This is a genomic window from Paenibacillus radicibacter (assembly GCF_024721995.1).
GTDB lineage: Bacteria > Bacillota > Bacilli > Paenibacillales > NBRC-103111 > Paenibacillus_AM > Paenibacillus_AM radicibacter.
Genome location: NZ_JANQBC010000001.1, coordinates 706,881 through 727,362, shown reverse-complemented (window position 1 = coordinate 727,362; position 20,482 = coordinate 706,881). Strand labels below are relative to the sequence as shown.

At 42.9% G+C, this 20,482-nt stretch carries 21 protein-coding genes; 14 read left to right on the top strand and 7 right to left on the bottom strand.

Features of this window, described 5'->3' with window-relative positions:
* Window positions 1–84: 84 nt before the first annotated feature.
* Window positions 85–684: a 30S ribosomal protein S4 gene (gene rpsD, locus NV379_RS03730; protein ID WP_258205916.1), complete on the bottom strand. Its 600-nt coding sequence runs from the start codon at window positions 682–684 to the stop codon at window positions 85–87.
* Between the two features lie 378 nt (window positions 685–1,062).
* Here rpsD and NV379_RS03725 point away from each other — a divergent pair, with 378 nt between their 5' ends.
* The 4 genes from NV379_RS03725 (at window position 1,063) to NV379_RS03710 (ending at window position 4,644) form a co-directional block, all read left to right on the top strand.
* Window positions 1,063–3,003, top strand: coding sequence for a sensor domain-containing diguanylate cyclase (locus NV379_RS03725; RefSeq protein WP_258205915.1), 1,941 nt, complete (start codon window positions 1,063–1,065; stop codon window positions 3,001–3,003).
* A gap of 71 nt (window positions 3,004–3,074) precedes the next feature.
* Window positions 3,075–3,752 (top strand): TVP38/TMEM64 family protein, encoded by a 678-nt coding sequence (locus NV379_RS03720; protein WP_258205914.1) that lies wholly within the window; start codon window positions 3,075–3,077, stop codon window positions 3,750–3,752.
* Between the two features lie 194 nt (window positions 3,753–3,946).
* Window positions 3,947–4,195, top strand: coding sequence for an HPr family phosphocarrier protein (locus tag NV379_RS03715; RefSeq protein WP_258205913.1), 249 nt, complete (start codon window positions 3,947–3,949; stop codon window positions 4,193–4,195).
* 164 nt (window positions 4,196–4,359) lie between these two features.
* Window positions 4,360–4,644 carry an Fpa/YlaN family protein gene (locus NV379_RS03710; protein ID WP_258205912.1) on the top strand — a complete coding sequence of 95 codons (285 nt, stop codon included), beginning with the start codon at window positions 4,360–4,362 and terminating at the stop codon, window positions 4,642–4,644.
* Between the two features lie 59 nt (window positions 4,645–4,703).
* Here NV379_RS03710 and NV379_RS03705 read toward each other — a convergent pair whose 3' ends face one another.
* Window positions 4,704–5,462 (bottom strand): IclR family transcriptional regulator, encoded by a 759-nt coding sequence (locus NV379_RS03705; RefSeq protein WP_258205911.1) that lies wholly within the window; start codon window positions 5,460–5,462, stop codon window positions 4,704–4,706.
* Window positions 5,463–5,635: 173 nt separating this feature from the next.
* Between NV379_RS03705 and NV379_RS03700 the strand changes: the two genes are divergently transcribed.
* The 5 genes from NV379_RS03700 to NV379_RS03680 are packed head-to-tail and all read left to right on the top strand — an operon-like array spanning window position 5,636 to window position 10,702.
* Entirely contained in the window at window positions 5,636–6,769 is a 1,134-nt protein-coding gene (locus NV379_RS03700; protein ID WP_258205910.1) for an ABC transporter substrate-binding protein, read from the top strand.
* 15 nt (window positions 6,770–6,784) lie between these two features.
* Window positions 6,785–7,885, top strand: a complete 1,101-nt coding sequence (locus tag NV379_RS03695; RefSeq protein ID WP_258205909.1) for an ABC transporter ATP-binding protein — start codon at window positions 6,785–6,787, stop codon at window positions 7,883–7,885.
* Between the two features lie 6 nt (window positions 7,886–7,891).
* The gene (locus NV379_RS03690; RefSeq protein WP_258205908.1) at window positions 7,892–8,749 is read left to right on the top strand and encodes an ABC transporter permease; all 858 of its coding nucleotides are present in this window, start codon (window positions 7,892–7,894) and stop codon (window positions 8,747–8,749) included.
* Entirely contained in the window at window positions 8,746–9,549 is an 804-nt protein-coding gene (locus NV379_RS03685; RefSeq protein WP_258205907.1) for an ABC transporter permease, read from the top strand. Before NV379_RS03690 ends, NV379_RS03685 begins: the two co-directional genes overlap by 4 nt.
* A 16-nt stretch (window positions 9,550–9,565) precedes the next feature.
* A complete protein-coding gene (locus NV379_RS03680; protein WP_258205906.1) occupies window positions 9,566–10,702 on the top strand; it encodes a M20 family metallopeptidase in 1,137 nt (378 codons plus the stop codon).
* Window positions 10,703–10,769: 67 nt separating this feature from the next.
* On the opposite strand, the gene cax is transcribed toward NV379_RS03680, so the two are convergent.
* The gene (gene cax / locus NV379_RS03675; RefSeq protein WP_258205905.1) at window positions 10,770–11,819 is read right to left on the bottom strand and encodes a calcium/proton exchanger; all 1,050 of its coding nucleotides are present in this window, start codon (window positions 11,817–11,819) and stop codon (window positions 10,770–10,772) included.
* A 168-nt stretch (window positions 11,820–11,987) separates the two neighbouring features.
* Between cax and NV379_RS03670 the strand changes: the two genes are divergently transcribed.
* Complete coding sequence (locus NV379_RS03670; RefSeq protein WP_258206208.1) at window positions 11,988–12,377, top strand: Asp23/Gls24 family envelope stress response protein; 390 nt, start codon at window positions 11,988–11,990, stop codon at window positions 12,375–12,377.
* A gap of 63 nt (window positions 12,378–12,440) precedes the next feature.
* Here NV379_RS03670 and ftsW read toward each other — a convergent pair whose 3' ends face one another.
* Both ftsW and NV379_RS03660 read right to left on the bottom strand, forming a co-directional pair.
* A complete protein-coding gene (gene ftsW / locus NV379_RS03665) occupies window positions 12,441–13,571 on the bottom strand; it encodes a putative lipid II flippase FtsW (RefSeq protein WP_258205904.1) in 1,131 nt (376 codons plus the stop codon).
* 19 nt (window positions 13,572–13,590) lie between these two features.
* Window positions 13,591–13,935 carry a YugN family protein gene (locus NV379_RS03660; protein ID WP_258205903.1) on the bottom strand — a complete coding sequence of 115 codons (345 nt, stop codon included), beginning with the start codon at window positions 13,933–13,935 and terminating at the stop codon, window positions 13,591–13,593.
* Window positions 13,936–14,120: 185 nt separating this feature from the next.
* On the opposite strand from NV379_RS03660, the gene NV379_RS03655 reads away from it, so the two are divergent.
* On the top strand, window positions 14,121–15,326 hold the full coding sequence (locus NV379_RS03655) for a M20 metallopeptidase family protein (RefSeq protein ID WP_373426067.1): 1,206 nt from the start codon (window positions 14,121–14,123) through the stop codon (window positions 15,324–15,326).
* 63 nt (window positions 15,327–15,389) lie between these two features.
* Here the strand turns inward: NV379_RS03655 and NV379_RS03650 are convergent, their stop codons facing one another.
* The gene (locus tag NV379_RS03650) at window positions 15,390–15,749 is read right to left on the bottom strand and encodes a hypothetical protein (protein ID WP_258205902.1); all 360 of its coding nucleotides are present in this window, start codon (window positions 15,747–15,749) and stop codon (window positions 15,390–15,392) included.
* Window positions 15,750–15,844: 95 nt separating this feature from the next.
* On the opposite strand from NV379_RS03650, the gene NV379_RS03645 reads away from it, so the two are divergent.
* The 3 genes from NV379_RS03645 (at window position 15,845) to NV379_RS03635 (ending at window position 19,760) form a co-directional block, all read left to right on the top strand.
* A complete protein-coding gene (locus NV379_RS03645; RefSeq protein WP_258205901.1) occupies window positions 15,845–16,942 on the top strand; it encodes a threonine aldolase family protein in 1,098 nt (365 codons plus the stop codon).
* A gap of 166 nt (window positions 16,943–17,108) precedes the next feature.
* Entirely contained in the window at window positions 17,109–18,518 is a 1,410-nt protein-coding gene (locus tag NV379_RS03640) for an MBOAT family O-acyltransferase (protein ID WP_258205900.1), read from the top strand.
* Window positions 18,519–18,533: 15 nt separating this feature from the next.
* Entirely contained in the window at window positions 18,534–19,760 is a 1,227-nt protein-coding gene (locus NV379_RS03635; RefSeq protein ID WP_258205899.1) for a DHHW family protein, read from the top strand.
* Window positions 19,761–19,907: 147 nt separating this feature from the next.
* On the opposite strand, the gene NV379_RS03630 is transcribed toward NV379_RS03635, so the two are convergent.
* Window positions 19,908–20,426: a thermonuclease family protein gene (locus tag NV379_RS03630; RefSeq protein ID WP_258205898.1), complete on the bottom strand. Its 519-nt coding sequence runs from the start codon at window positions 20,424–20,426 to the stop codon at window positions 19,908–19,910.
* Between the last annotated feature and the right edge of the window lie 56 nt (window positions 20,427–20,482).

The window sequence follows — 20,482 nt, the reverse complement described above, 5'->3', positions numbered from 1 at the left end:
CCTTGAAAAAGGAAAAAAAGAAGCATGAGATCCGAAGATCTCATGCTTCTTAGCAAGCAGTCCAACAAGGAACTGCTATAGGGATTAACGGGAGTAGAACTCGACGATTTGTTTCTCGTCAATTTCTTGAGGAAGCTCAGCGCGCTCAGGAAGACGAATGAACTTACCTTCTAGTGCAGCTTCGTTGAATTCCAAGTATCCAGCCAAGAAGTTGCGGTTAGCAATAGCTTCTTTAACTACGGATAGACCTTTACTTCTTTCACGCAAGGAGATTACATCACCTAGGGAAACTGTGTAAGAAGCGATGTCAACTTTTTTACCGTTAACTACAACGTGACCATGGGATACTAATTGACGAGCACCAGCACGGGAGTTGGAGAAACCAAGACGGTAAACCAAGTTGTCAAGACGGCTTTCAAGAAGAACCATGAAGTTCTCACCGGAGATACCTTGTTGCTTGGAAGCTCTGTTGTACAAGTTACGGAATTGTTTTTCGTTCAAACCGTACATGTGACGCAATTTTTGCTTCTCAAGTAATTGCATACCGTAGTTGGAAACTTTCTTGCGTTGTCCTGGACCGTGTTGACCTGGAGGGAACGGACGCTTCAAATCTTTACCATTACCGCTAAGAGAAATGCCGAGACGACGGCTTAATTTAAATTTAGGACCTGTATAACGTGACATATTAAGGTTGCTCCTTTTTCGATTCAAGTTTGTTTGATTAGTTAAATGTTCCAAATAAATTGGTGATGTAGTGCGCTAATTATGTTTACGGCAAGTCCTTCTTGTAAGAAGAACGCCTCTGGCAAGCACCTCAGCCGCAGTCCTGACAGCAACATAATTAGAGAGGGTGGAACACAACAAACAATCACCGGTCGTAATATTGTTCACGATATCATATTTTAATTAAAAAAGTAGGCTATGTCAAGTTGTTGTTCGAAATAATGGGTCTATCGATATCGTTTGAAGTTAACTAAAAAGTAGTGCATTCCTCCTAGATTAGTAGTAATATAACATAGAAGAACTTCTACATACATAAAGAGTATGAAAAGGAGTCATCGTATGAATGAACAAGCGGAGCTGGGAAAACAATTGATTAAGCTGGAATCAAATCGTCATAAGCCTATTAACTATAGGCTTATTTTGCCATCTGCAGCTTTGGAAGTCAGCTTAGAATTTAAGAAGGCACTTAAATCTTCATATGTGAAATGGTCGGGACAATTTACCTATTTACCAGAAACGTTAAATGGTACTTTTGTCATGTTGGATGCGGATTATCGGATTGTATTTAAGCATTCGATTGGAGAAGCCGATCATAGTTGGATTGAAGAACAGATGAATTGGACAGATATTAGTGAGGGTCATGATGCGATCTCCATTTGTATTACAGAGCAATCTGCGCAAATCGTAGAAGGTGTCTCTTGTGCAATTCCTATATTTTTGGCCCCACATGAAGAGTTGTATGGGATCTTCGGGTTTATTGGTGAGCCGCTGCAAGAGAGTATGGATTATCTCTTCTATCTATATACATACGGATTGGAATTCATCAACAACCTGGTGCTTCTGGCTGAGACGGAGAAGAACCGGAAACTTTCTCGTGAAATTAATAAACGGGAAGTGTTGTTCTTAGCTTCACGTCGACTGCATTCTTTAATTAGTACAGAAGCGGTGCTAACAGAAGTGGTACAGAGCTTAAAGAGTGTATATCCGATCATGAGCTTGGATTTGTATTTATTGCAAGATATTCAGTCTGCAAGTCTGCCTATTAAACAGCTTGATCTGCAAAAAATGGACAATGCGATGTATGTGCGTGCCTTTATGGATGATCAGCTTGTGATGGAGCAGTATCTTGGGGTGGATATGGGTACTATCGAGCTGGCAGTTCCACTCTCAGGTAAGCAAGGTGTTTATGGTGTACTACACATGCAGTGTGAGACGGATACGCTTGATCCTAGCGATATTCAATTTATTTCGATGCTAGCCGATAGCGGGGGTTCTGCATTTGAGAATGCGAAGCTGTACGAGCAGTCTTACCTTCTTATTAGCGAACTTCGTCTGATTAATGAAATAACAAGAAGGCTCAATCAGAGCCTGAGCTTGAATGAGATTATTGACTTTGTGTCCGCGGAGCTCATTCAAATTTTCGGTGCGGAATACTTCTGTATTTTGCAGCGGGAAAAAGAAAGTGATCGCCTTGCGGTGCAAGCGACGAATATGCCGGCGATGTTCAGTGAATATTTTACAATTAATAGTGGATTCTCAGGTGTTGTGTTCAGTACCAAAGAGCCTGTCATTATTTCCGATTATTGGGCAAGTCCATTAGTTAGTTCGAAGCTCATGGAGTTTACGGGTGGACGTTCCCTTATTGCTTCTCCTATTATTGTGAATGAAGAAGTAATGGGTGTAATTATGGTTGTCCATCATAAACCAAGTTATTTCTCATATGATAATTATAAGCTCTTACAAGTGCTGTCCGGGCATATTGGACTCGCCATGACGAATGCTTCCTTGCATGCAGAAGTGAAGCGAATGGTCATTACTGATAATTTAACCGGTCTTTATGTACGCCATTACTTGGACGAGCAGATCAGCAACTTCCAGAAAGAAGATTTCTGTGGATCCTTTGTGTTGATTGATATCGATAATTTCAAAAAAATCAATGATACGTATGGTCATCAAGTTGGAGATCAAATTCTCAAGCAAGTGTCTGCGATTATTCAAAATTCGGTACGCGAAAGCGATGTTGCAGCACGTTGGGGCGGCGAAGAGCTTGCGATCTATTTACCGCATATTTATAAGGAACAGACACTCAAAATTGCAGAGCGTATCCGGCAAAATGTGATGAAAGAAACGAATCCAACCGTGACGATCTCGTGCGGCGTATCGGATTGGAATTGGGAAGATGAGAAAATTAGCGTAGAGACATTGTTCTACAAAGCCGACATGGCGCTGTATCAAGCAAAGAATGATGGTCGTAATCGAATCATTATGGATTCATTATAGCTTTGTGAGTATTTGCGCTTGCAAATGGGGATGTTATACAGTTGTAGGGTTCTTTTGGGGTGATTTGTAGAATGAAACATTGGAAATGGATTGTAGGCAGTGTCATTACCGTCATTGTAATTGGACTGGCTGTGTATTATGGGAAGCAAGTACATTTCTCGCACTTATCGCGTTATTTGGTGTCACTTGGCGTGAGTGGAATGATCATTGGAGCGGTGCTCATCTATCTGCAGACGTTCTTTCCGTTTATACCGTTTATTGTGCTAGCAGGTGTGAATGTTGCGATATTCGGGCTTAAGTGGGGATTTGTAATTAATTATTCCATGTCTTGCTTAGGTGCTGTTTCTGCCTTTGTCGTTGCGCGGCACTTCGGTCATGCATGGGTTGATCGTAAGATAGCGAAGTATCCGATGATACAGAACTTTAATCGGCTGCTCGAGAAGGACGGTTTGTTCTATACATTAATGGGTCGATTAGTTCCAATTATTCCGTCGAGTGCTGTATCATTCGGCGCGGGTGTGACAGCGATGCGTATGAGTTCGTTCGTCATTGGGACGGTGATCGGGAAGATTCCGATTATTATCTTGGAATCGATGATCGCTCATGATGTGCTGAATTTTAAACAAAACAAATTTCGGCTGCTCGTTCTGATGATCATATTCAGCTTAATCGTTGCGATTGGATATGTGGTGAAGAAGAAATGGATGGATCCCAAAGTTCCACCAAAAGTTCCACCCAAAGATCATTAGCGAAATGGGCAGAGCACATAATAAGTTGCCAGATGGTGAAGCTAAGAATTCAATATCTGAGAATTAGGTGTAAAAAGGGTAGAGAATTGGAAGATGTGCAAATTTATGTTGCACATCACTCTGTGAAACATGTATCATAGTGTATGTACATCAATTAAATTAATTAATGAACTGATTTTAGGGAGGAATGCTTCATGGCACCGACAAACAACTCAGCAATCGTAGAAATTTCTCAAACAGCAGGCAAATTCACATCTTCGATTGTCCTTCAATACGATAACAAGTATATCGATGTTAAAAGTATTCTTGGATTGTTCACAACTTTGTTGGACTCCAGTAAGTATGACCTTCACGTACACGGACAAGATGCTGTAGAAGCGAAACAAGCAATGGTAGAAGTGTTCGAGAAGTACAATCTACAAGTCAATATTGTTGAAGACTAAGAGACCTGAGTATCTCCAACTTTGTTGGAGATACTTTTATTTTACATACGTATTCGTGCAAAAGTTTTCTGAGAAACGAGCGTGGAAACTTGTATATTCTCACGTTTTCGTCTAATATATTTCTTATAGAGGAATGGATGATTCTAAATGAGGGGGAGCCTAAAATGTCTTCATCTGAAGTACTAATGAGCTTGAACCAAAAGGCACTTCTTCTTCTACAAGAAGATGCCGATAAAATAGAAAAATTGATTGAAGTACAGATGGGTAACCTAACAACTCGAAAGTGCCCGTTGTATGAAGAAGTGCTCGATACACAAATGTACGGATTGTCTCGTGAGGTGGACTTTGCGATTCGAGCAGGTTTGATCTATGAATCGACAGGCAAAGAAATTTTAAGCAAACTTGAGCGCAACTTGGCGCAGTTATATGAGATGCTAAACAAAAAATAACCCTGACCGTGGTGTTAACTCCAGCGGTGGGGTTATTTTTTTGTGTCTTAAATATCGAACTAATAAGACTTATTGCCAAAATGACTTGAGATTTCGTGTGTCGTCTCAAGTACTTTCTCCGTCCAGTGCGCAAGATTATCTTGCATGCGATCAGTAGGTCCAATTAAGCTGATGGATGCGGTGACGTTGCCATCAGCATCGAAGATTGGGGCAGCGACCGCAGTGACACCGACATTCCGAAGATTTGAGCTTGTCTCGTAGCCGTTCAAGCGAATATTCGCTAAGCGTTCTTTAACAACGGCTGGATCACTAATGGAATAAGGTGTGTACTGTCGGAGTGATTCACTAAGTACTAGGTCGATAGCGCTTTCAGAACGATACGCGAGAATTGACCTAGAAGCGGATGTTGCATACAGCGGGAATCGTCTAAATGCATCGACATTGAAGCGAATCGGGTGCTGTGACTCAATTTTATCCACATAGATCGCGTCGTTGCCATCGATAATACACAAGCAGACAAGCTCTTTGGTGTAACCAGCCAGTGATTGTAAGAAAGGACGAGAAAAGTCTGCCCAATCGTCGTGCTTTTTTACTTTGTTGCCAAGCTCAAGTAGCGTATAACCAAGTGAATATTGTTTGTTGACAGGGTTTTGCTTAATAAAGCCTTCATGTTCGAGCGTCGTTAGCAGTTTATGTATAGCGCCTTTCGAAAGTTGCAGTCTTCTGCTTAATTCACTAACACCTAGTTCTTTTTCAGAGTCCAAGAAAATTTTGAGTAGTTTACAGCTCTTCTGGACGGAAGTTAATAGTTGATCCATCGTACAACCTCTATTCGAAATTTTAATAATTTGAAAATACAAAAACGTTAGATAAATCAAATAATTGTATTGAACATACCATGATCCCGTGATAAAATCAATTTCATCGGTTACACATAGTAAACGCTGTTCACGAATAGTGAACGAATACAAAGACATATGGAGGGGTTCATTTGAAAAAGGTTAAGGTATTAAGTGTACTATCTGCAGTTACTTTGTTCGGAACAATTTTGGCTGGTTGTGGTAGCAGTTCTGAAAGCGCTGCCGGTAAATCCAGTCCAGCACCTGCTGCGGCTACTCCAGAATCGAAATCAGCCTTAACACCTGAGAAGGAGCTTGTCATCGGGGGTAATGGTGCAACAGTTGAGAAATTAATGAAAGATGAAATCTTTCCTAAGTTTAATAAAAAATATCCGGATGTGAAGCTTACATACGTTTCTGGTGTTTCTACAGAGCTAGTAGCGAAAGTAAAAGCACAGAAAGCAGCACCACAAATCGACTTGACGGTTATTGAAGGCGGCGAGCAAGAATCCGGTCGTGTGGAAGGACTGTGGGAAACACTTTCGGACAAAGACATTCCGAACATGGCTAAAGTTGGTGCAGATCTGAAAGTGAAAGACAACAGCGGGGTAGCGGTTAACTTTACACCGATGGGGATTTCCTACAATAGCGAAGTTGTAAAGGCGAAAGGGCTGCCTGTTCCTGAGTCTTGGAACGATCTTGCAAAGCCTGAGATGAAAGGCAATCTTACATTAACTGAAATTTCAAGCAATTTCGGTCGCTCAGCAACAATTATGATGGCTTATGCGAACGGTGGCTCTGAGAAGAGCATGGATGCTGGTTTTGACAAGTTGAAAGTGATTGCTGGATACATGCCAACTTTCGCAAAATCAGCTGCACAATTGCAACAGAATCTACAAGACAAAACAGCTGCGTACACCGCATGGACGATGGCAAGAAGTATCGTACAGAAGAAAGAAAGCGGATTGCCGCTTGAGTTCGTGATTCCTAAAGAAGGTTCGAACTTGGTACCGAACGTAGCGACTCTTGTTAAAGGTGCGCCACACCCGAATGCAGCGAAATTGTTTGCAGATTACTTATTATCAGATGAAGTTCAAACGATGTACGCAACGAAGTTGTACTACAATCCTGCTGTAAACGTGAAGCTACCAGATGACATTGCGAAGCTCATTGAATTTGACCGTAAGAAAGTGGTTCAGTTCGACTATGAGGTACTATCCAAGAGTACAAAAGCTTGGTTAGATCGTTTTAACAAAGAAGTTGCTCCTTTAGTAGGGAAAAAATAAGTGATGGGTGATAATATGACCAAAAAAGTGGATGTCGAGCTGAAGAATATACAGAAGAGCTTTGGGTCAAACGTAGTTGTCGAAAATTTCAATCTTCAAATTGCACAAGGCGAATGTGTATCATTTCTTGGGCCCTCTGGATGTGGAAAAACAACAACGCTTAACATGATTGCTGGCTTCTTAGAACCTAACCAGGGTGAACTTATTATTAAAGGTAAAAAGATGAATGGGGTTCCGTCTAATAAACGGGACCTCGGTATGGTGTTCCAAACGTATTCCTTGTTCCCGCATATGACGGTTGCAGAGAATGTGGCTTACGGTCTTAAATTACGTAAAGTGCCGAAAGCAGAAGTTCACGAAAGAGTGCAGAAAGTGCTCCAACTTGTAAAATTACCGCATGTATCCGATCGCTACCCCAAGCAATTATCGGGTGGACAACGCCAACGTATTGCGATTGCACGTGCCCTTGTTACAGAACCGTCGGTACTATTGCTTGATGAGCCACTAAGTAACTTGGATGCGAAATTGCGTGAGGAACTGCGTGAGGAGTTAAAGCGTCTACGTCAAGTAATTGGGGTAACGACAATTTTCGTTACACATGACCAAGAAGAAGCGATGTATTTATCTGATCGCATTGTTGTACTTGATCATGGCAAAGTAGAGCAGATTGGTACACCATGGGATATTTACAACAATCCTGCTTCTGAGTTCGTACACGAGTTTATCGGTAAATCGAACCGTATGGAAGGTATTGTAGAAGCGGTTGATGATTCTTCGATACGTATACTCACGAGTGCTGGCGCTTCAATCGAAGCCAAACGCCGCAATATTGCGGTAAGAGCAGGTGAACAAGTATCGGTTTATGTTCGTCCTGAAAAGATTATGATTGCAGATTCAGTGAAAACATCGGATGCAGCATGTAATGAAACGACAGGTGTTGTTCGTTATTCTTCCTTCTTAGGCTCCTTTACAGAATGTATGATTGAAGCAGGTGATGGACTTCTTAATGTTCGTCTACAAGCTGCCCCGCAAGATCTAGGTATGGATCAAGGTGGAATCGTCAAGTTGAATTGGAAAACTGAGGATGTCTATGTATTTCCCAGAAAGGGGAGCTAGAGAGCAATGAAAACACAAAGATCAACAGGTAGAATGGTTGCATTATTGCTGCTCGCTCCCGCTTTAATCGTCATGCTTGGCGTTTTCGTTCTTCCGATGGCCTACATTTTCATCCTAAGTTTCCAGCAAGAGAGTGTGAGTTTTACCTTTGCTAACTATGCGTTAATTCTGAAAGACATTTATTATTATGAAGTACTGTGGAGAACGATCAAAATTAGCTTGATGACTGTAATATGCTGTTTGGTGCTGGGATACCCCGTTGCAATGTACATGGCTAAATCGTCACCGAAAATGCGAGGCTTCATTACGTTCCTTATTATTTCCCCTCATCTGATCAGTGTCGTGATTCGTAACTTTGGATGGGTAGTTATTCTGGGGCAAAAAGGATTTGTTAATACGACATTAATGAAGTTTGGCCTGATCGACGAACCTTTGCGATTGCTCTATAACGAGCTTGGCGTTGTTATCGGTTTAACAGACTCGATGATCGTCTATATGATTCTAGGCATTGCAACAAGCTTGTATACGATTGATCAATCGTTATATAAAGCATCTGGCATTCTCGGTGCCTCAACGATCAGGTCATTCTTTAATATTACATTGCCGTTAAGCTTACCGGGTATTGTCGCAGGTACAACACTCGTATTTAGCTTATCGATGAGTTCATTCGTAACACCTGCACTAATGGGTGGTACGTCAGTTAAAGTGATGCCTGTTCTTGCTTATGAGAAAATTATGGCGACGCTGGATTGGTCGCTTGGTGCTGCTCTTGCCTTTATTTTGCTAGGATGCACATTGGGGCTAGTCGCATTGTTCACGAAGTTAATTGAAACCAAACGCTATAAGGAGGTATTCTCCTCATGAGAAATCGAATCTCCTTACTTGGTGTGATAACGTTTATCGTCGTGTTAATGGTTATATCGCCATTACTCATCATTATTCCGACTTCCTTTACTTCCGCTGGGTACTTATCGTTCCCGCCTGAAGGGTTTTCTTTTAAGTGGTATGAAAAGATTCTAGATCGTCCTGAATTCATTGATTCATTCTGGTTTAGCATTAAGCTAGCTGTCATTACCGCAGTCATCTCAACAATTATAGGAACGATTGCTGCACTGGCGCTGCATAAGTATAAGCCACCTGGAAGTAGCTTTATTAATGGATTAATTCTTTCACCTCTTACCGTACCTGCGATTATTATCGGGATCGGGGCATTGCTCTTTTTTACAAGAATTGGACTAGCAGGGACTTTCACGGGACTATTGCTAGCGCATATTCTAATCACGATACCGTATGTGGTTCGGCTAGTACTCACGGGACTCAGTTCCTTTGACTACACACTTGAACGTGCAGCGTACATCTTAGGTGCGAGTTCATTCAATGTATTCTGGAAGATTACGCTTCCGCTACTTAAGCCGGCGATATTCTCCGGTATGATTTTCGCATTCTTAACTTCGTTTGATAATGTGACGATCTCCTTGTTTATGATTACACCATCTACGACAACGCTGCCAATGGCGATCTTTAATCACATGCAAGAATCACTGGATCCGCTTGTGGCGTCGATTTCCGCTGTGTTGATCTTAGTGAGCTTACTATTTATTTTTATATTGGAACGTGTGTATGGCTTAGATCGTTTATTCGGATCAAATACCCAGTCCCATTAAGAAAGGCTGCTTGGATATGAATCTTGTGTCACAAATTCAATGTTACATGACGGAGCTGCTTGAACACCTCGAAGAAAGTGTGAACATGGATTCTCCTTCTGCGGACAAAGCTCTAAACGATGAAATGATGGCTTGGTATAAGCACCTGTTTATCCAATTAACGAATGGTACGGTGGAGCGGGTTCCTAATGACTTATATGGGGACCGTCTACTCTGCAAACTTGGAGAAGGCAGCAAGCGTATTCTAATTGTTGGACATAGTGATACCGTATGGCTGAAGGGTGAGGTCGCGCGTAGACCATTCTCAATCTCAGATAATAAAGCCTATGGGCCAGGTGTGTATGACATGAAGGCTGGTGTGCTTCAGGCGATGTATGGAATGAAGGCTTTGATGGACTTAGGGCGATTACCTAAAGACAAAGAAGTGATTCTTCTAATCAACAGCGATGAAGAGATCGGTAGTCCAACTTCACGCACATGGATTGAAGAGGAAGCGAAGAAGTGCAGTGCAGTGCTTGTGTTGGAACCACCAATGGAACCAGGCGGAGCACTCAAAACGTGGCGTAAAGGCAGTGGACGCTTTACACTTACAGTGCAAGGAAAGTCTGCGCATGCAGGGGTCAACCCGCAAAGTGGAGTATCTGCGATTGAGGAGATTTCCAGACAAGTGCTGAGTTTAGGCGCGATGAATGATTACGAAGTAGGCACAACTGTCAATGTTGGTGTCATTAAAGGTGGAATCGGTTCGAATGTTGTGGCCGCTGAAGCAGAAGCGCTTATTGATGTTCGTGTCAAAACGATGGAAGAGGCAGAGCGCATAAACGCTCTCATACACGGATTAACGTCTGTACATCCTGAAGCCATTCTCACGATAACCGGAGGCATCACTCGTCCTCCAATGGAACGTACAGATGCAATTGCTGAGTTATATGAACTCGCAAAGCAAGTATCGTTAACCGAGCTTGGAGAAGAAGTGCAGGAGATGGGAACAGGCGGGGTTAGTGATGGTAACTTCACAGCGGCGTGCGGCATTCCTACTTTGGATGGACTCGGCGCTAGGGGGGACTACGCGCACAGCCCGCTAGAGTACGTCATGATCGATGAAATTCCGAGGCGTGCGGCACTGCTTGCAGGTATTGTAGAGAAGTTATAAGTTGGTATTCACAACAAAAGGCAACCTGGGTGGTTGCCTTTTTGCATTAGATGAAGATCAGTGATTCCTACAACATGAAGAACACAACACCCAGAATGCCGTATACGGCAAGCAATAGAACCCCTTCATACCAGTTCGTCGAGCCGTCTTGGGAAATGGACTTGGTGATGAATACGGCGACAGCAATGGCGATAAGTTCATATACTTCGAAGACAATGTCCATCGTGTTACCCATGAAGAAACTTAGGAAGACGAGAACAGGGGCAACGAATAAGGCGATCTGTAGGGAGCTTCCAACGGCAATCTCTACCGTTGCACCGACTTTATTCTTAAGTGCCATCATGACAGCAGCACTGTGCTCTGCGGCATTACCAACAATAGCGATTACGAATGCACCTACGAATAGATCCGATAATCCGAATTGACTGGTCAGATCGTCTAAGGTGGAGACAAGCCATTCACTTTCAAAACCGACCATCACTGTTGCGATCACTAAATAGAGGATGGATCGACCCTTGGACCAAGCGGGTTTGCCATGCTCAACAGCTGCAAGATCGGCTAGTTCATTCTTATGGGTTATCATGGAGAAAACTAACCAGAGTATGTAGGCGAGGATTAGAACACCGGCTACAATGAGTGAGAGGGCCGTATTCTCTGTTGGAGTTAGGGACTTAGCAAATACCGCGGGAATGAACAAAGCAATTACTGCAAGAATCATCAGTGAAGAGTTGTGAGACGCAAGCTTGACGTTGAATGTTTGTTCTTTGAATTTGAAACCGCCTACAAGAATACTGAATCCTAGCACAAGGAGCAAGTTTCCAATAATCGCACCTGTTAAGCTTGCTTTCACGATACCGAACAGGCCATCTTTGACAAGGAAGAAGGCGATAATTAATTCTGCTGCATTACCGAATGTGGCATTGAGGAAGCCGCCAATTCGATCTCCTGCATAGTGGGCCACGCTTTCTGTCGCTTTTCCGAGAAATCCAGCAACGAAGATGATCGCAATACAGGAAATGAAAAATTGTAGTGTATTGCCCCAATGTAAATAGTGCGCTAGGATACTGAGGATAAAGGAAATGAGCAGCCCAGTTATGAATCCATATTTCTTTAGCATGATGGTTCTCCTTATGGTTTGATTAATCAAATTATTACTCATTAGCATACATCTATTGCAAAATACTGTAAATATCCTTTGATAATGATGGATTTATTTGCTTCGCATAGCATTTACCATTACAATAAAATCATACTGGAACTAGAAGGAGTGATCCGCATGTCTGAAATGAATCCAACGAATGAAACAGGACTAATCCGAATCTCTGATGATGTAGTGTCCACAATTGCCGGTCTAGCGGCATTAGAAACTCCAGGTATCGCTGGTATGTCTGCTGGTATATCCGAAGGTCTAGCGAAAAGATTAAGTGGTAAGAATGTGCAAAAAGGTGTTTCTGTCGAAGTTGGACAACTGGAAGCAGCAATTGATCTTCGTATCATTGTACACTATGGGTCCAAAATTCAAGATGTTTGTCGAGATTTGCAAAATAATGTTCGCGAACAGGTTGAGAATATGACAGGATTAAACGTTGTCGAAGTGAATGTGAAGGTTGAAGGCGTTGCTTTCAAAGAGGAAGAGAAAGAGTTGGAAGAAGAGTCACCAAACCGCGTTAAATAAAGAGCGTACATAAAAGGACAGCCCCATAAGGGACTGTCCTTTTAGTTTGGTTTGGTTATAAAGCTAAGTATCAATTTGATTGTGGGATCGCGAAACGCCAAGTACAATTCCAAGTCCAGCAAGTGTTACGATCAAGGATGAGCCTCCTGCAGAGATTAGAGGAAGCGTGACGCCTGTTAGTGGAATACTCGATGTAACCCCGCCTATATTAATGAGGGTCTGGAAACCGATCATCCCAATGATCCCAACTCCGGCTAGCATACCGAACTTGTCTTTACAACGAACGGATAGAATAAGCCCTCGCCAAATTAACACAATGTAGACGGCAATGAGCAGGAGGGAACCGATTAACCCAAATTCTTCACCAATAGTGGAGAAAATAAAGTCATTATGCGCTTCAGGTAAGTAATGAAGCTTCTGGATGCCTTGCCCATAGCCAGTCCCAGTTATGCCGCCATGACCAAATGCATAAAGTGATTTCGTGATTTGGTAACTTGCATCATTCTCGTATTTTTCCGGGTCCATAAATGCTAGGAAACGATCCACTCGATAGTTACTACCGGTGTCTGCCTTCATGAACATATATATGGTTGCAAATGAAGCGACGACCATCAGTACCGTACCGACTGCAAATAGATGTTTCATCTTGGCGCCGCCTGCGAAAATAACGGTAGCAGCACATAGGATGAGTACCAAGGTGGATCCTAAATCAGGCTGTAGCATAATTAAGAATGAGACAAGTCCTACGACGATAAGCGCAGGTTTCAGGCCTTTATGGAAGGTACGGAATTGCTCGTCCTTATTCGAAATCAACATAGCCAGATAGAGAATAATCCCGACTTTGGCAAACTCGGTAGGCTGAATCGAAAATCCAGCAATTTCTATCCAGCTTCGTGCACCATTTACGTTATCTGCAATTAAGGGCATGATAGCCAGCATGCCAAGAATCACGATAAATACAGGAAGGACAAGCTTTTTGAGCTTGTCCAGTGGGATGTTCATACAGATGAACATCGCGACAATACCGATAAGAGCAAAAATAAGTTGTTTCTTGGTAAACATCCAAGGATCATTAAAGCGGATCGTAGTAATAATGGAACTTGAACTAAAAATCATAACCAAACCAAAACAAACAAGTACGAAGGTTAGAAATAAGAACAAAAAGTCCGGCGTACCTTTGCGTGGTGGATTCAAGAGTTTTTCACCTACTTCTTTAGGAAAGCGATGTCTGTAGTTGACTTAATTTCTGCTGAGCAAAGCGCATCACGTTATCTGGAATCGGCGTTTCGTAGTCGAGACCGTGTGGGAAAGTAGATTTACCAATATAAACATCTTCTACATATAAAACAGCGTACGGAGATTCTAATTTACCTGTTTCAACGCGTGTATTAATACGCAAGAAGTAATCAGCTTTAGTAGATTTATCTTCAATTTTCAAGTCGTATGTAGCACGGTAGTATTCCCATTGCCACCGCACGAAGCCAAGCTCAGCGGTTACATCGTCCAAATGAGCTAGATCGCTTTTTACGCCTTTCAAACCAGTAGCTTCGATAATCACTGTTTAAACGCCTCCAATTTTCGTAAATACTCGGGTAAATACAATGTTTTTCCATGTATTAAATATGATAGTATGTTTCATGGGCTTCTGCAAGTTAAATGCAACGGCTAATTTCTAACATTTGATGTCTTTTTTCTGTTAAAATAAGAGAGGTTGATTGGTTATTTCCAATCGAAGTAAATAGCATGGGGGAAATCATGATGCTCGATATCGAACAAATGAAAATCCAGCTGGATGACAATTATGCCGAAATGGTTCAAATGAGAAGATATTTGCATCAAAACCCAGAGTTGTCTTTTCATGAATACAAAACAGCTGCCTTTGTGGCAGATACACTGCGAGGTTATGGGCTTGAGGTTCGTACACAAGTAGGTGGCAATGGTGTTGTTGCGAAACTACAAGGTGAGCTTCCAGGACCGACTGTTGCACTGCGTGCAGATATGGACGCACTACCAATTCAAGACGAGAAGAAGTGTGAGTATACTTCTAAAGTTCCGGGAGTGATGCACGCTTGCGGACATGATGGACATACAACGTCATTACTTTTCGTGGCAAAAGTGATGAGTGCGCATCGCGCGACGCTTCAGGGTAATATCGTGTTTATTTTCCAACATGGAGAGGAATTATCCCCAGGCGGTGCAGTTAGCATGATTGCAGATGGAGCGCTTGAAGAAGTGGATGTAATCTATGGTGTGCATCTGTGGAGTCCTGTTCCACTTGGTCAAGTAACTTCGCGTCCAGGCGCATTTATGGCTGCTGCGGATGAGTTTACTTTCCACATTCATGGTAAAGGCGGACATGGCGGTTTACCGCATCAAACGGTAGATACAATTGTGGTCGGCTCGCACTTGGTCGTGAATTTGCAATCTCTTGTCGCAAGGAATGTGGATCCGACGCAATCTTGTGTGGTGAGTATTGGTTCATTCTTAGGTGGAGGCGCGTTTAACGTCATCGCTGAGAAAGTATCGATTAATGGAACTACGCGTACTTTCGATCCTCAGGTTCGACTCTATGTGAAAGAGCGATTGAAGCAGATTGCAGAAGCGACATGCCAGATGTTCGGTGCAACCTGTGAATTAGAATATATCGACGGCTATCCGCCTGTAGTGAATGATGGGAGTGAGACAGATAGATTCATGCGTGTTAGTGAATCTGTGGTCGGTAGTGATAACGTACATACAAGTGAACAGAACATGGCAGGAGAAGATTTCTCTTACTATTTGCAAAAGATTCCGGGCTGCTACATGTTCGTAGGTGCAGGCAATGTGGAGCAGGGCATTATTCATCCTCATCATCATCCGAAGTTTGACATTGACGAGCGTTCGATGCTTGTATCTGCGAAGCTGTTAATGTCGATGGCAATGGACTATATCGAACATCATCGCGCGTAAAGTAAGAATGCAGCCTAACTCCAAGGGGAGATTGGCTGCATTTTTCATAACATATCTGACTTCTTATTTACGGCACAAGTTCAAGCGCCAGCTATCTGATCTGCTTAAGGTTAGTGTCTTCTTCGAGCGATTGATGGCACTGATTAATAGGAAAATGATGACGGTGTCACCCGTATTGTTGTTGAATAAAACTTTGTTCGGGGTAAGGTCGCCAAATCCGTCTCCTCCAATAAATACACCGGGTGACGGCTGGGCTTCGACTTTAATGGCGAACTGGTCATTGCTTAGCAAATAGTTGATTTCTCGTAATATAAGCTTGCGTCCATTCGGTACATTAATGACGATTTGCTGGAGAAGCTTCGTCTTACCTGCACCAACGGGTACATCTGCGTTTCCACCTACGACTCCACTTAATTGGAACAAATCTATCACCTCCTCATATATTCATAGCGTATTCACGAGGTTGTAAGAATGATTGCATTTTTTCAAATAATAGACTTTAAGGAGTTGAATGGATCATGAAAGTGAATCAGTCGTTAATAGACCCCCTCCAAGCTGCTACGTACATAGTTGGTGGAAATGCACCGAGATTCGTCCAGGAGCTAAAAAATGTGTTAGATCAAGTAGATGGAAATCTAGTGGGTGATACGTATGGATCAGGTAAAATGATTGAGGATTTTCAGAATCAAATGGCTGCCTACTTAGGAAAAGAGTCTGCGGTCTTCTTCCCAAGCGGGACAATGGCACAACAAATTGCGCTTCGAATCTGGTGTGATGAGCTCAGATTACCGAAAGTCGCCTATCATCCGCTCTGCCACCTTGAAATTCATGAGCAGGATGGCTTGAAAGAGCTCCATCATATTCAGCCGATTCTACTAGCTGACAAAGATCGATTGATTACGCTAGACGATGTGGTTCAATTAGAAGACAATATTTCTTGCTTATTACTTGAACTGCCACAGCGTGAGATTGGCGGACAGCTGCCTGCATATAGCGAACTTGAAGCAATCTCAGCCTATTGCCGCGACAAAGGGATTAAGCTGCATCTAGACGGTGCTAGATTGTTTGAGATTACGCCGTATTATCAAAGATCGGTAGCTGAAATTTGCGCGCTATTCGATAGCGTGTATGTATCCTTTTATAAAGGGATTGGAGGCATTGCGGGTGCTATTCTTGCAGGCGATACGGCGTTTACAGAAAAGTCTAAGGTTTGGAAAAGAAGACATGGCGGCGATCTGATCAGCTTGTACCCGTATATCCTCAGTTCGAAGTATTACTTTGATCAAAGAATCGATAAGATGGGGCAATATTACGAGGGGGCGAAGGAACTCGCAGCGATTATGAATCAGTGTGAGGGGATACAGACCAAACCAATTGTGCCAGTATCGAATATGTTTCATGTGCATATGGATTATTCTGCAGATGTAATCTCGCCAATACTTGCTCAAATTTATGAAGAGACGGGTGTTGGATTAACGGGTTATCTCATCGAGACGAGTGATAAGAGTTGTTCGTTTGAGTTAAGTATCGGGGATCGTTATTCCAAAGCGCCGAAGGATAAACTGAATGAGGTATTCCGATTATTAGAAATGAGATTGAAAGTGAATGGCAATTAATTAGAGGTTTCTCATGAGTTCATTGAACTTGTGGGAAGCCTCTTTCTTTGTTGAAAAAGATAAACAAACGTTAAGATTTCGTTAAGATTTATCGCATAGGACCGTTAAGCTTTGATCGGTATACTCTTTTTCATATCTATGAAGAAAAGAGAGAGGTTCCGACACAATGGTATTTTCAAGCTTGTTATTTTTGTATCTGTTTCTGCCTTCGCTACTTATTGTTTATTATTCATGCCGAAAACCGGCATTTCGGAGTTGGTTGTTAATTGGTTTTTCATTTCTGTTCTACGCTTGGGGAGAACCGATATGGGTTGTGTTGTTAGTAATTGCAGCCCTGATCGGCTACCTTTTCTCACTTGGCATAGGGAAAACGAGAGGAAGCTTGGTGTCAAAAGCCATGTTTGTAATCGCAATCGCCATAAACATCGGCATATTGAGTTTTTTTAAATACGCAGACTTTCTCGTCGATAACTTGAACGCTATGCTGCCGATTCATATTCCAAGTCCCGAAATCGCGTTGCCAATCGGCGTATCGTTCTTTACTTTCGAAATTATTTGCTACTTAACCGATGTGTATAAGGGAACGATCCAAGCGCCAACCTCTCCTAGAAACATCCTCTTCTATGTTTCTTTCTTTCCTCATTTGGTTGCTGGACCGATCATCCGTTACAGCGATATTGAGCAACAGATTGAGCGGCCGAGGGTGTCCGCGGCTAGCTTCAGCGAAGGAATTACCCGGTTCGTTATTGGACTAGGCAAAAAGGTCATTTTCGCTAATTTGCTTGGGGAGAGTGTGCAGCAGCTACTTCAACCGGGGGCAAACGATGCTACCGTGTTCGGAATCTGGTTCGGCATCTGTCTGTTTGCCTTGCAAATTTATTTTGATTTCTCCGGTTATTCGGATATGGCAATCGGTTTAGGTAAAATGTTTGGTTTCGAGCTGCGTGAAAATTTCAATTATCCCTACGTCTCGAAGTCTGCGGGCGATTTTTGGCGCCGCTGGAATATGTCACTCGGTGGTTTCTTTCGAGATTATGTGTATATACCACTGGGAGGTAACCGCAAGCGTGTTGCACGCAACTTGTTTATTGTCTGGTTTCTAACCGGTTTATGGCATGGGGCAAGTTGGAACTTCATCATCTGGGGGCTATATTTCGGCGCACTCATCTATATTGAAAGACGATGGCTCGGCAGATGGTTGGAAAAGAGGGTAGCAGCGGTAGCTCATATATATGCGACAATAGCGATGCTGATCGGCTGGGTGTGGTTCTATTTTACCGACCTTAATGATGCTGTGCTAGCGCTACTAACAATGTTCGGATTGAATGGTCGAGAACTGGCTACACATGAGCTTTCGATTTATTTTCGAGAAAACGCTCTGCTGTTCGTCACGGCTATTATTGCCTGCACACCGCTAACCAAAATAGTGTTAAAGCTTCTAACCCGCAAACTATCACGGCTTGGAAACGGGGTAACTGCTGTGGGTATAGTACTCGTGAATGCCTTCGTACTTCTTGCTGCCACCGTACTTCTGGTCGGAAGCACTTATAATCCTTTTTTGTATTATCGATTTTGATAGGAGACTCAAAAAATGAAAATGAAACCGGTATATCAATATACGGTCAATATCTTATTGTTCTTGCTGATCGTGTTCGTAATAGGAACCGTTACACTTATAAATTCAAGTTCGGTGGGTATGTCGGAGTTGGAGCAACGTGACCTTGGGAAGAGACCCGTATTTTCTTGGAATCGCCTAATAAGTGGTGAATATACTCGCATGCTAGAGAGCTATTACTCCGACCGTTTCGCGTTTCGATCTACGCTTGTTCAGGCGGGTTCGGAGCTTAAGGGACTGAGAGGGTTACCTGATAAGAACGGGGAGAGTATTATTGTTCGACATGGCGATAATACAGCATCGAACAGCTCGGTTATTGAATCAGATGCTGTTAAGTATTTGATTACTAACGACCAAGCCTATACGTTGTTCACATTTTCCTCCGAGGCTGCTAAGCAATACGCGGCAGCGTTGAACCGCTTCAGAGTGTCCATTGATTCGAATATACGAGTCTACTCCTTGCTAGCACCGTCATCTGCGGCTTTTCTAGATCATTCGAAGTACCGGGACATGTCTGATTCGCAAAAAGATGCTTTTGCAGCGATTTATGGGCAACTGTCCGAAGGGATTAAGGCGGTGGACGTCTACTCGACACTCGAGGAGCATCGCTCAGAGTATACGTATTTCCGTACCGATCACCATTGGACGGCACTTGGAGCTTATTACGCCTACTCCGAGCTGATGAAGACGATGGGAGAGAGGCCGGAGCTGCTTAGCACATATAAGAAGGAGACGATCGAAGAATTTCTTGGATCTAGTTATAAGGCTACACTTAGCGGCGATCTCAAATCCAATCCGGATACGATCGAGTATTATGTGCCGATAGTCGACTATAAGTTTACGGTTCGATATGGGAATGCTCGGAGTAGCTCTCGCCATGTTGTCGATCCCCAGTTTGCGACTGCAAGCAATGGTTACGCAGTGTTTCTAGGGGGAGACTTCCCGCAAGGTAAAATTACGACTGGAGCTAATAACGGTAAAAGGCTACTTGTAGTAAAAGATTCTTACGCAAATGCGCTCGTTCCTTTTTTAGTTCCGCATTTTGAGGAGATAGATGTCATTGATCCAAGACATTTTGAAGGCAGCCTCACAGCGTACATGAAGGAGCATAGATTTACCGACGTTCTATTCCTGAGTAGTTCCACGGCGGCTCGAACGGCGGTTGTGGCCAAGCTGCTAAGCGACAAAATAGGTGCGGCATGAGGTGAGGTACTTATATCACCAAAAGAAACGATCCTTATCATCGACGACGAGAGAAACGTTGAAGCGCACAGTGGAAATATAAATTATAAAGATAATGACCCTGAAGTACGACGTTATGATCTAACGTTTGTCTCAGGGTCATTTCAGCTATTTGCGTTTAAAAGCACCGTCGTAATCTTTCCAAATTCCATTACCTTTCTTGCGAGCGGCTTCTTGATCTTTCTTAAATGTATCCACGTATTTAACATTCGGTTGAAATGTTACCATGCGGCCATAACCTTCTTGAATAAGTGTGCGATTGAACATCTCATCATCGATCCATATATAAGCGAGATAGCGTCCATATTGATCTTTGGGTTCGACGTCCCATTCAAGCTCGACCGTTTTCCCCTCTAAGCGCTTCTTCGTATAGGCACTTGCTTCCTCTCCCCAGAACATAACAGGAGTATCGGCTTTCTTCGTTTCTGGCGTATCCACACCGATTAGGCGTAGCCTCTCTTTGGAACCATTGATCGTAATTTGCAACGTATCACCATCGACTACACGTTCTACCTTTACTTTGGTGCGATCAGAAGCCTCTTTTTTTGTGGACGGACTCGGATTTGAACATCCTAGCATTGCTAAGCACAAACTAAGTACAAGCCCTATGTACATGAACTTTCTCATCTTGTTGTCACCTCTTCGGCTTTCATTATAGTGCTGTGGCGCGGCGACTTCAAGTC

Excerpts from the sequence above, each read along its gene's own strand:
- NV379_RS03645 (WP_258205901.1), top strand. The coding sequence starts at position 15,845 with ATGAAAGTGAATCAGTCGTTAATAGACCCCCTCCAAGCTGCTACGTAC.
- NV379_RS03710 (WP_258205912.1), top strand. The coding sequence starts at position 4,360 with ATGTCTTCATCTGAAGTACTAATGAGCTTGAACCAAAAGGCACTTCTT.
- NV379_RS03720 (WP_258205914.1), top strand. The coding sequence starts at position 3,075 with ATGAAACATTGGAAATGGATTGTAGGCAGTGTCATTACCGTCATTGTA.
- NV379_RS03725 (WP_258205915.1), top strand. The coding sequence starts at position 1,063 with ATGAATGAACAAGCGGAGCTGGGAAAACAATTGATTAAGCTGGAATCA.
- NV379_RS03635 (WP_258205899.1), top strand. The coding sequence starts at position 18,534 with ATGAAAATGAAACCGGTATATCAATATACGGTCAATATCTTATTGTTC.
- NV379_RS03640 (WP_258205900.1), top strand. The coding sequence starts at position 17,109 with ATGGTATTTTCAAGCTTGTTATTTTTGTATCTGTTTCTGCCTTCGCTA.
- cax (WP_258205905.1), bottom strand. The coding sequence starts at position 11,819 with ATGCTAAAGAAATATGGATTCATAACTGGGCTGCTCATTTCCTTTATC.
- NV379_RS03715 (WP_258205913.1), top strand. The coding sequence starts at position 3,947 with ATGGCACCGACAAACAACTCAGCAATCGTAGAAATTTCTCAAACAGCA.
- NV379_RS03670 (WP_258206208.1), top strand. The coding sequence starts at position 11,988 with ATGAATCCAACGAATGAAACAGGACTAATCCGAATCTCTGATGATGTA.
- NV379_RS03680 (WP_258205906.1), top strand. The coding sequence starts at position 9,566 with ATGAATCTTGTGTCACAAATTCAATGTTACATGACGGAGCTGCTTGAA.
- NV379_RS03690 (WP_258205908.1), top strand. The coding sequence starts at position 7,892 with ATGAAAACACAAAGATCAACAGGTAGAATGGTTGCATTATTGCTGCTC.
- NV379_RS03695 (WP_258205909.1), top strand. The coding sequence starts at position 6,785 with ATGACCAAAAAAGTGGATGTCGAGCTGAAGAATATACAGAAGAGCTTT.
- NV379_RS03630 (WP_258205898.1), bottom strand. The coding sequence starts at position 20,426 with ATGAGAAAGTTCATGTACATAGGGCTTGTACTTAGTTTGTGCTTAGCA.
- NV379_RS03685 (WP_258205907.1), top strand. The coding sequence starts at position 8,746 with ATGAGAAATCGAATCTCCTTACTTGGTGTGATAACGTTTATCGTCGTG.
- rpsD (WP_258205916.1), bottom strand. The coding sequence starts at position 684 with ATGTCACGTTATACAGGTCCTAAATTTAAATTAAGCCGTCGTCTCGGC.
- NV379_RS03655 (WP_373426067.1), top strand. The coding sequence starts at position 14,121 with ATGGGGGAAATCATGATGCTCGATATCGAACAAATGAAAATCCAGCTG.
- NV379_RS03705 (WP_258205911.1), bottom strand. The coding sequence starts at position 5,462 with ATGGATCAACTATTAACTTCCGTCCAGAAGAGCTGTAAACTACTCAAA.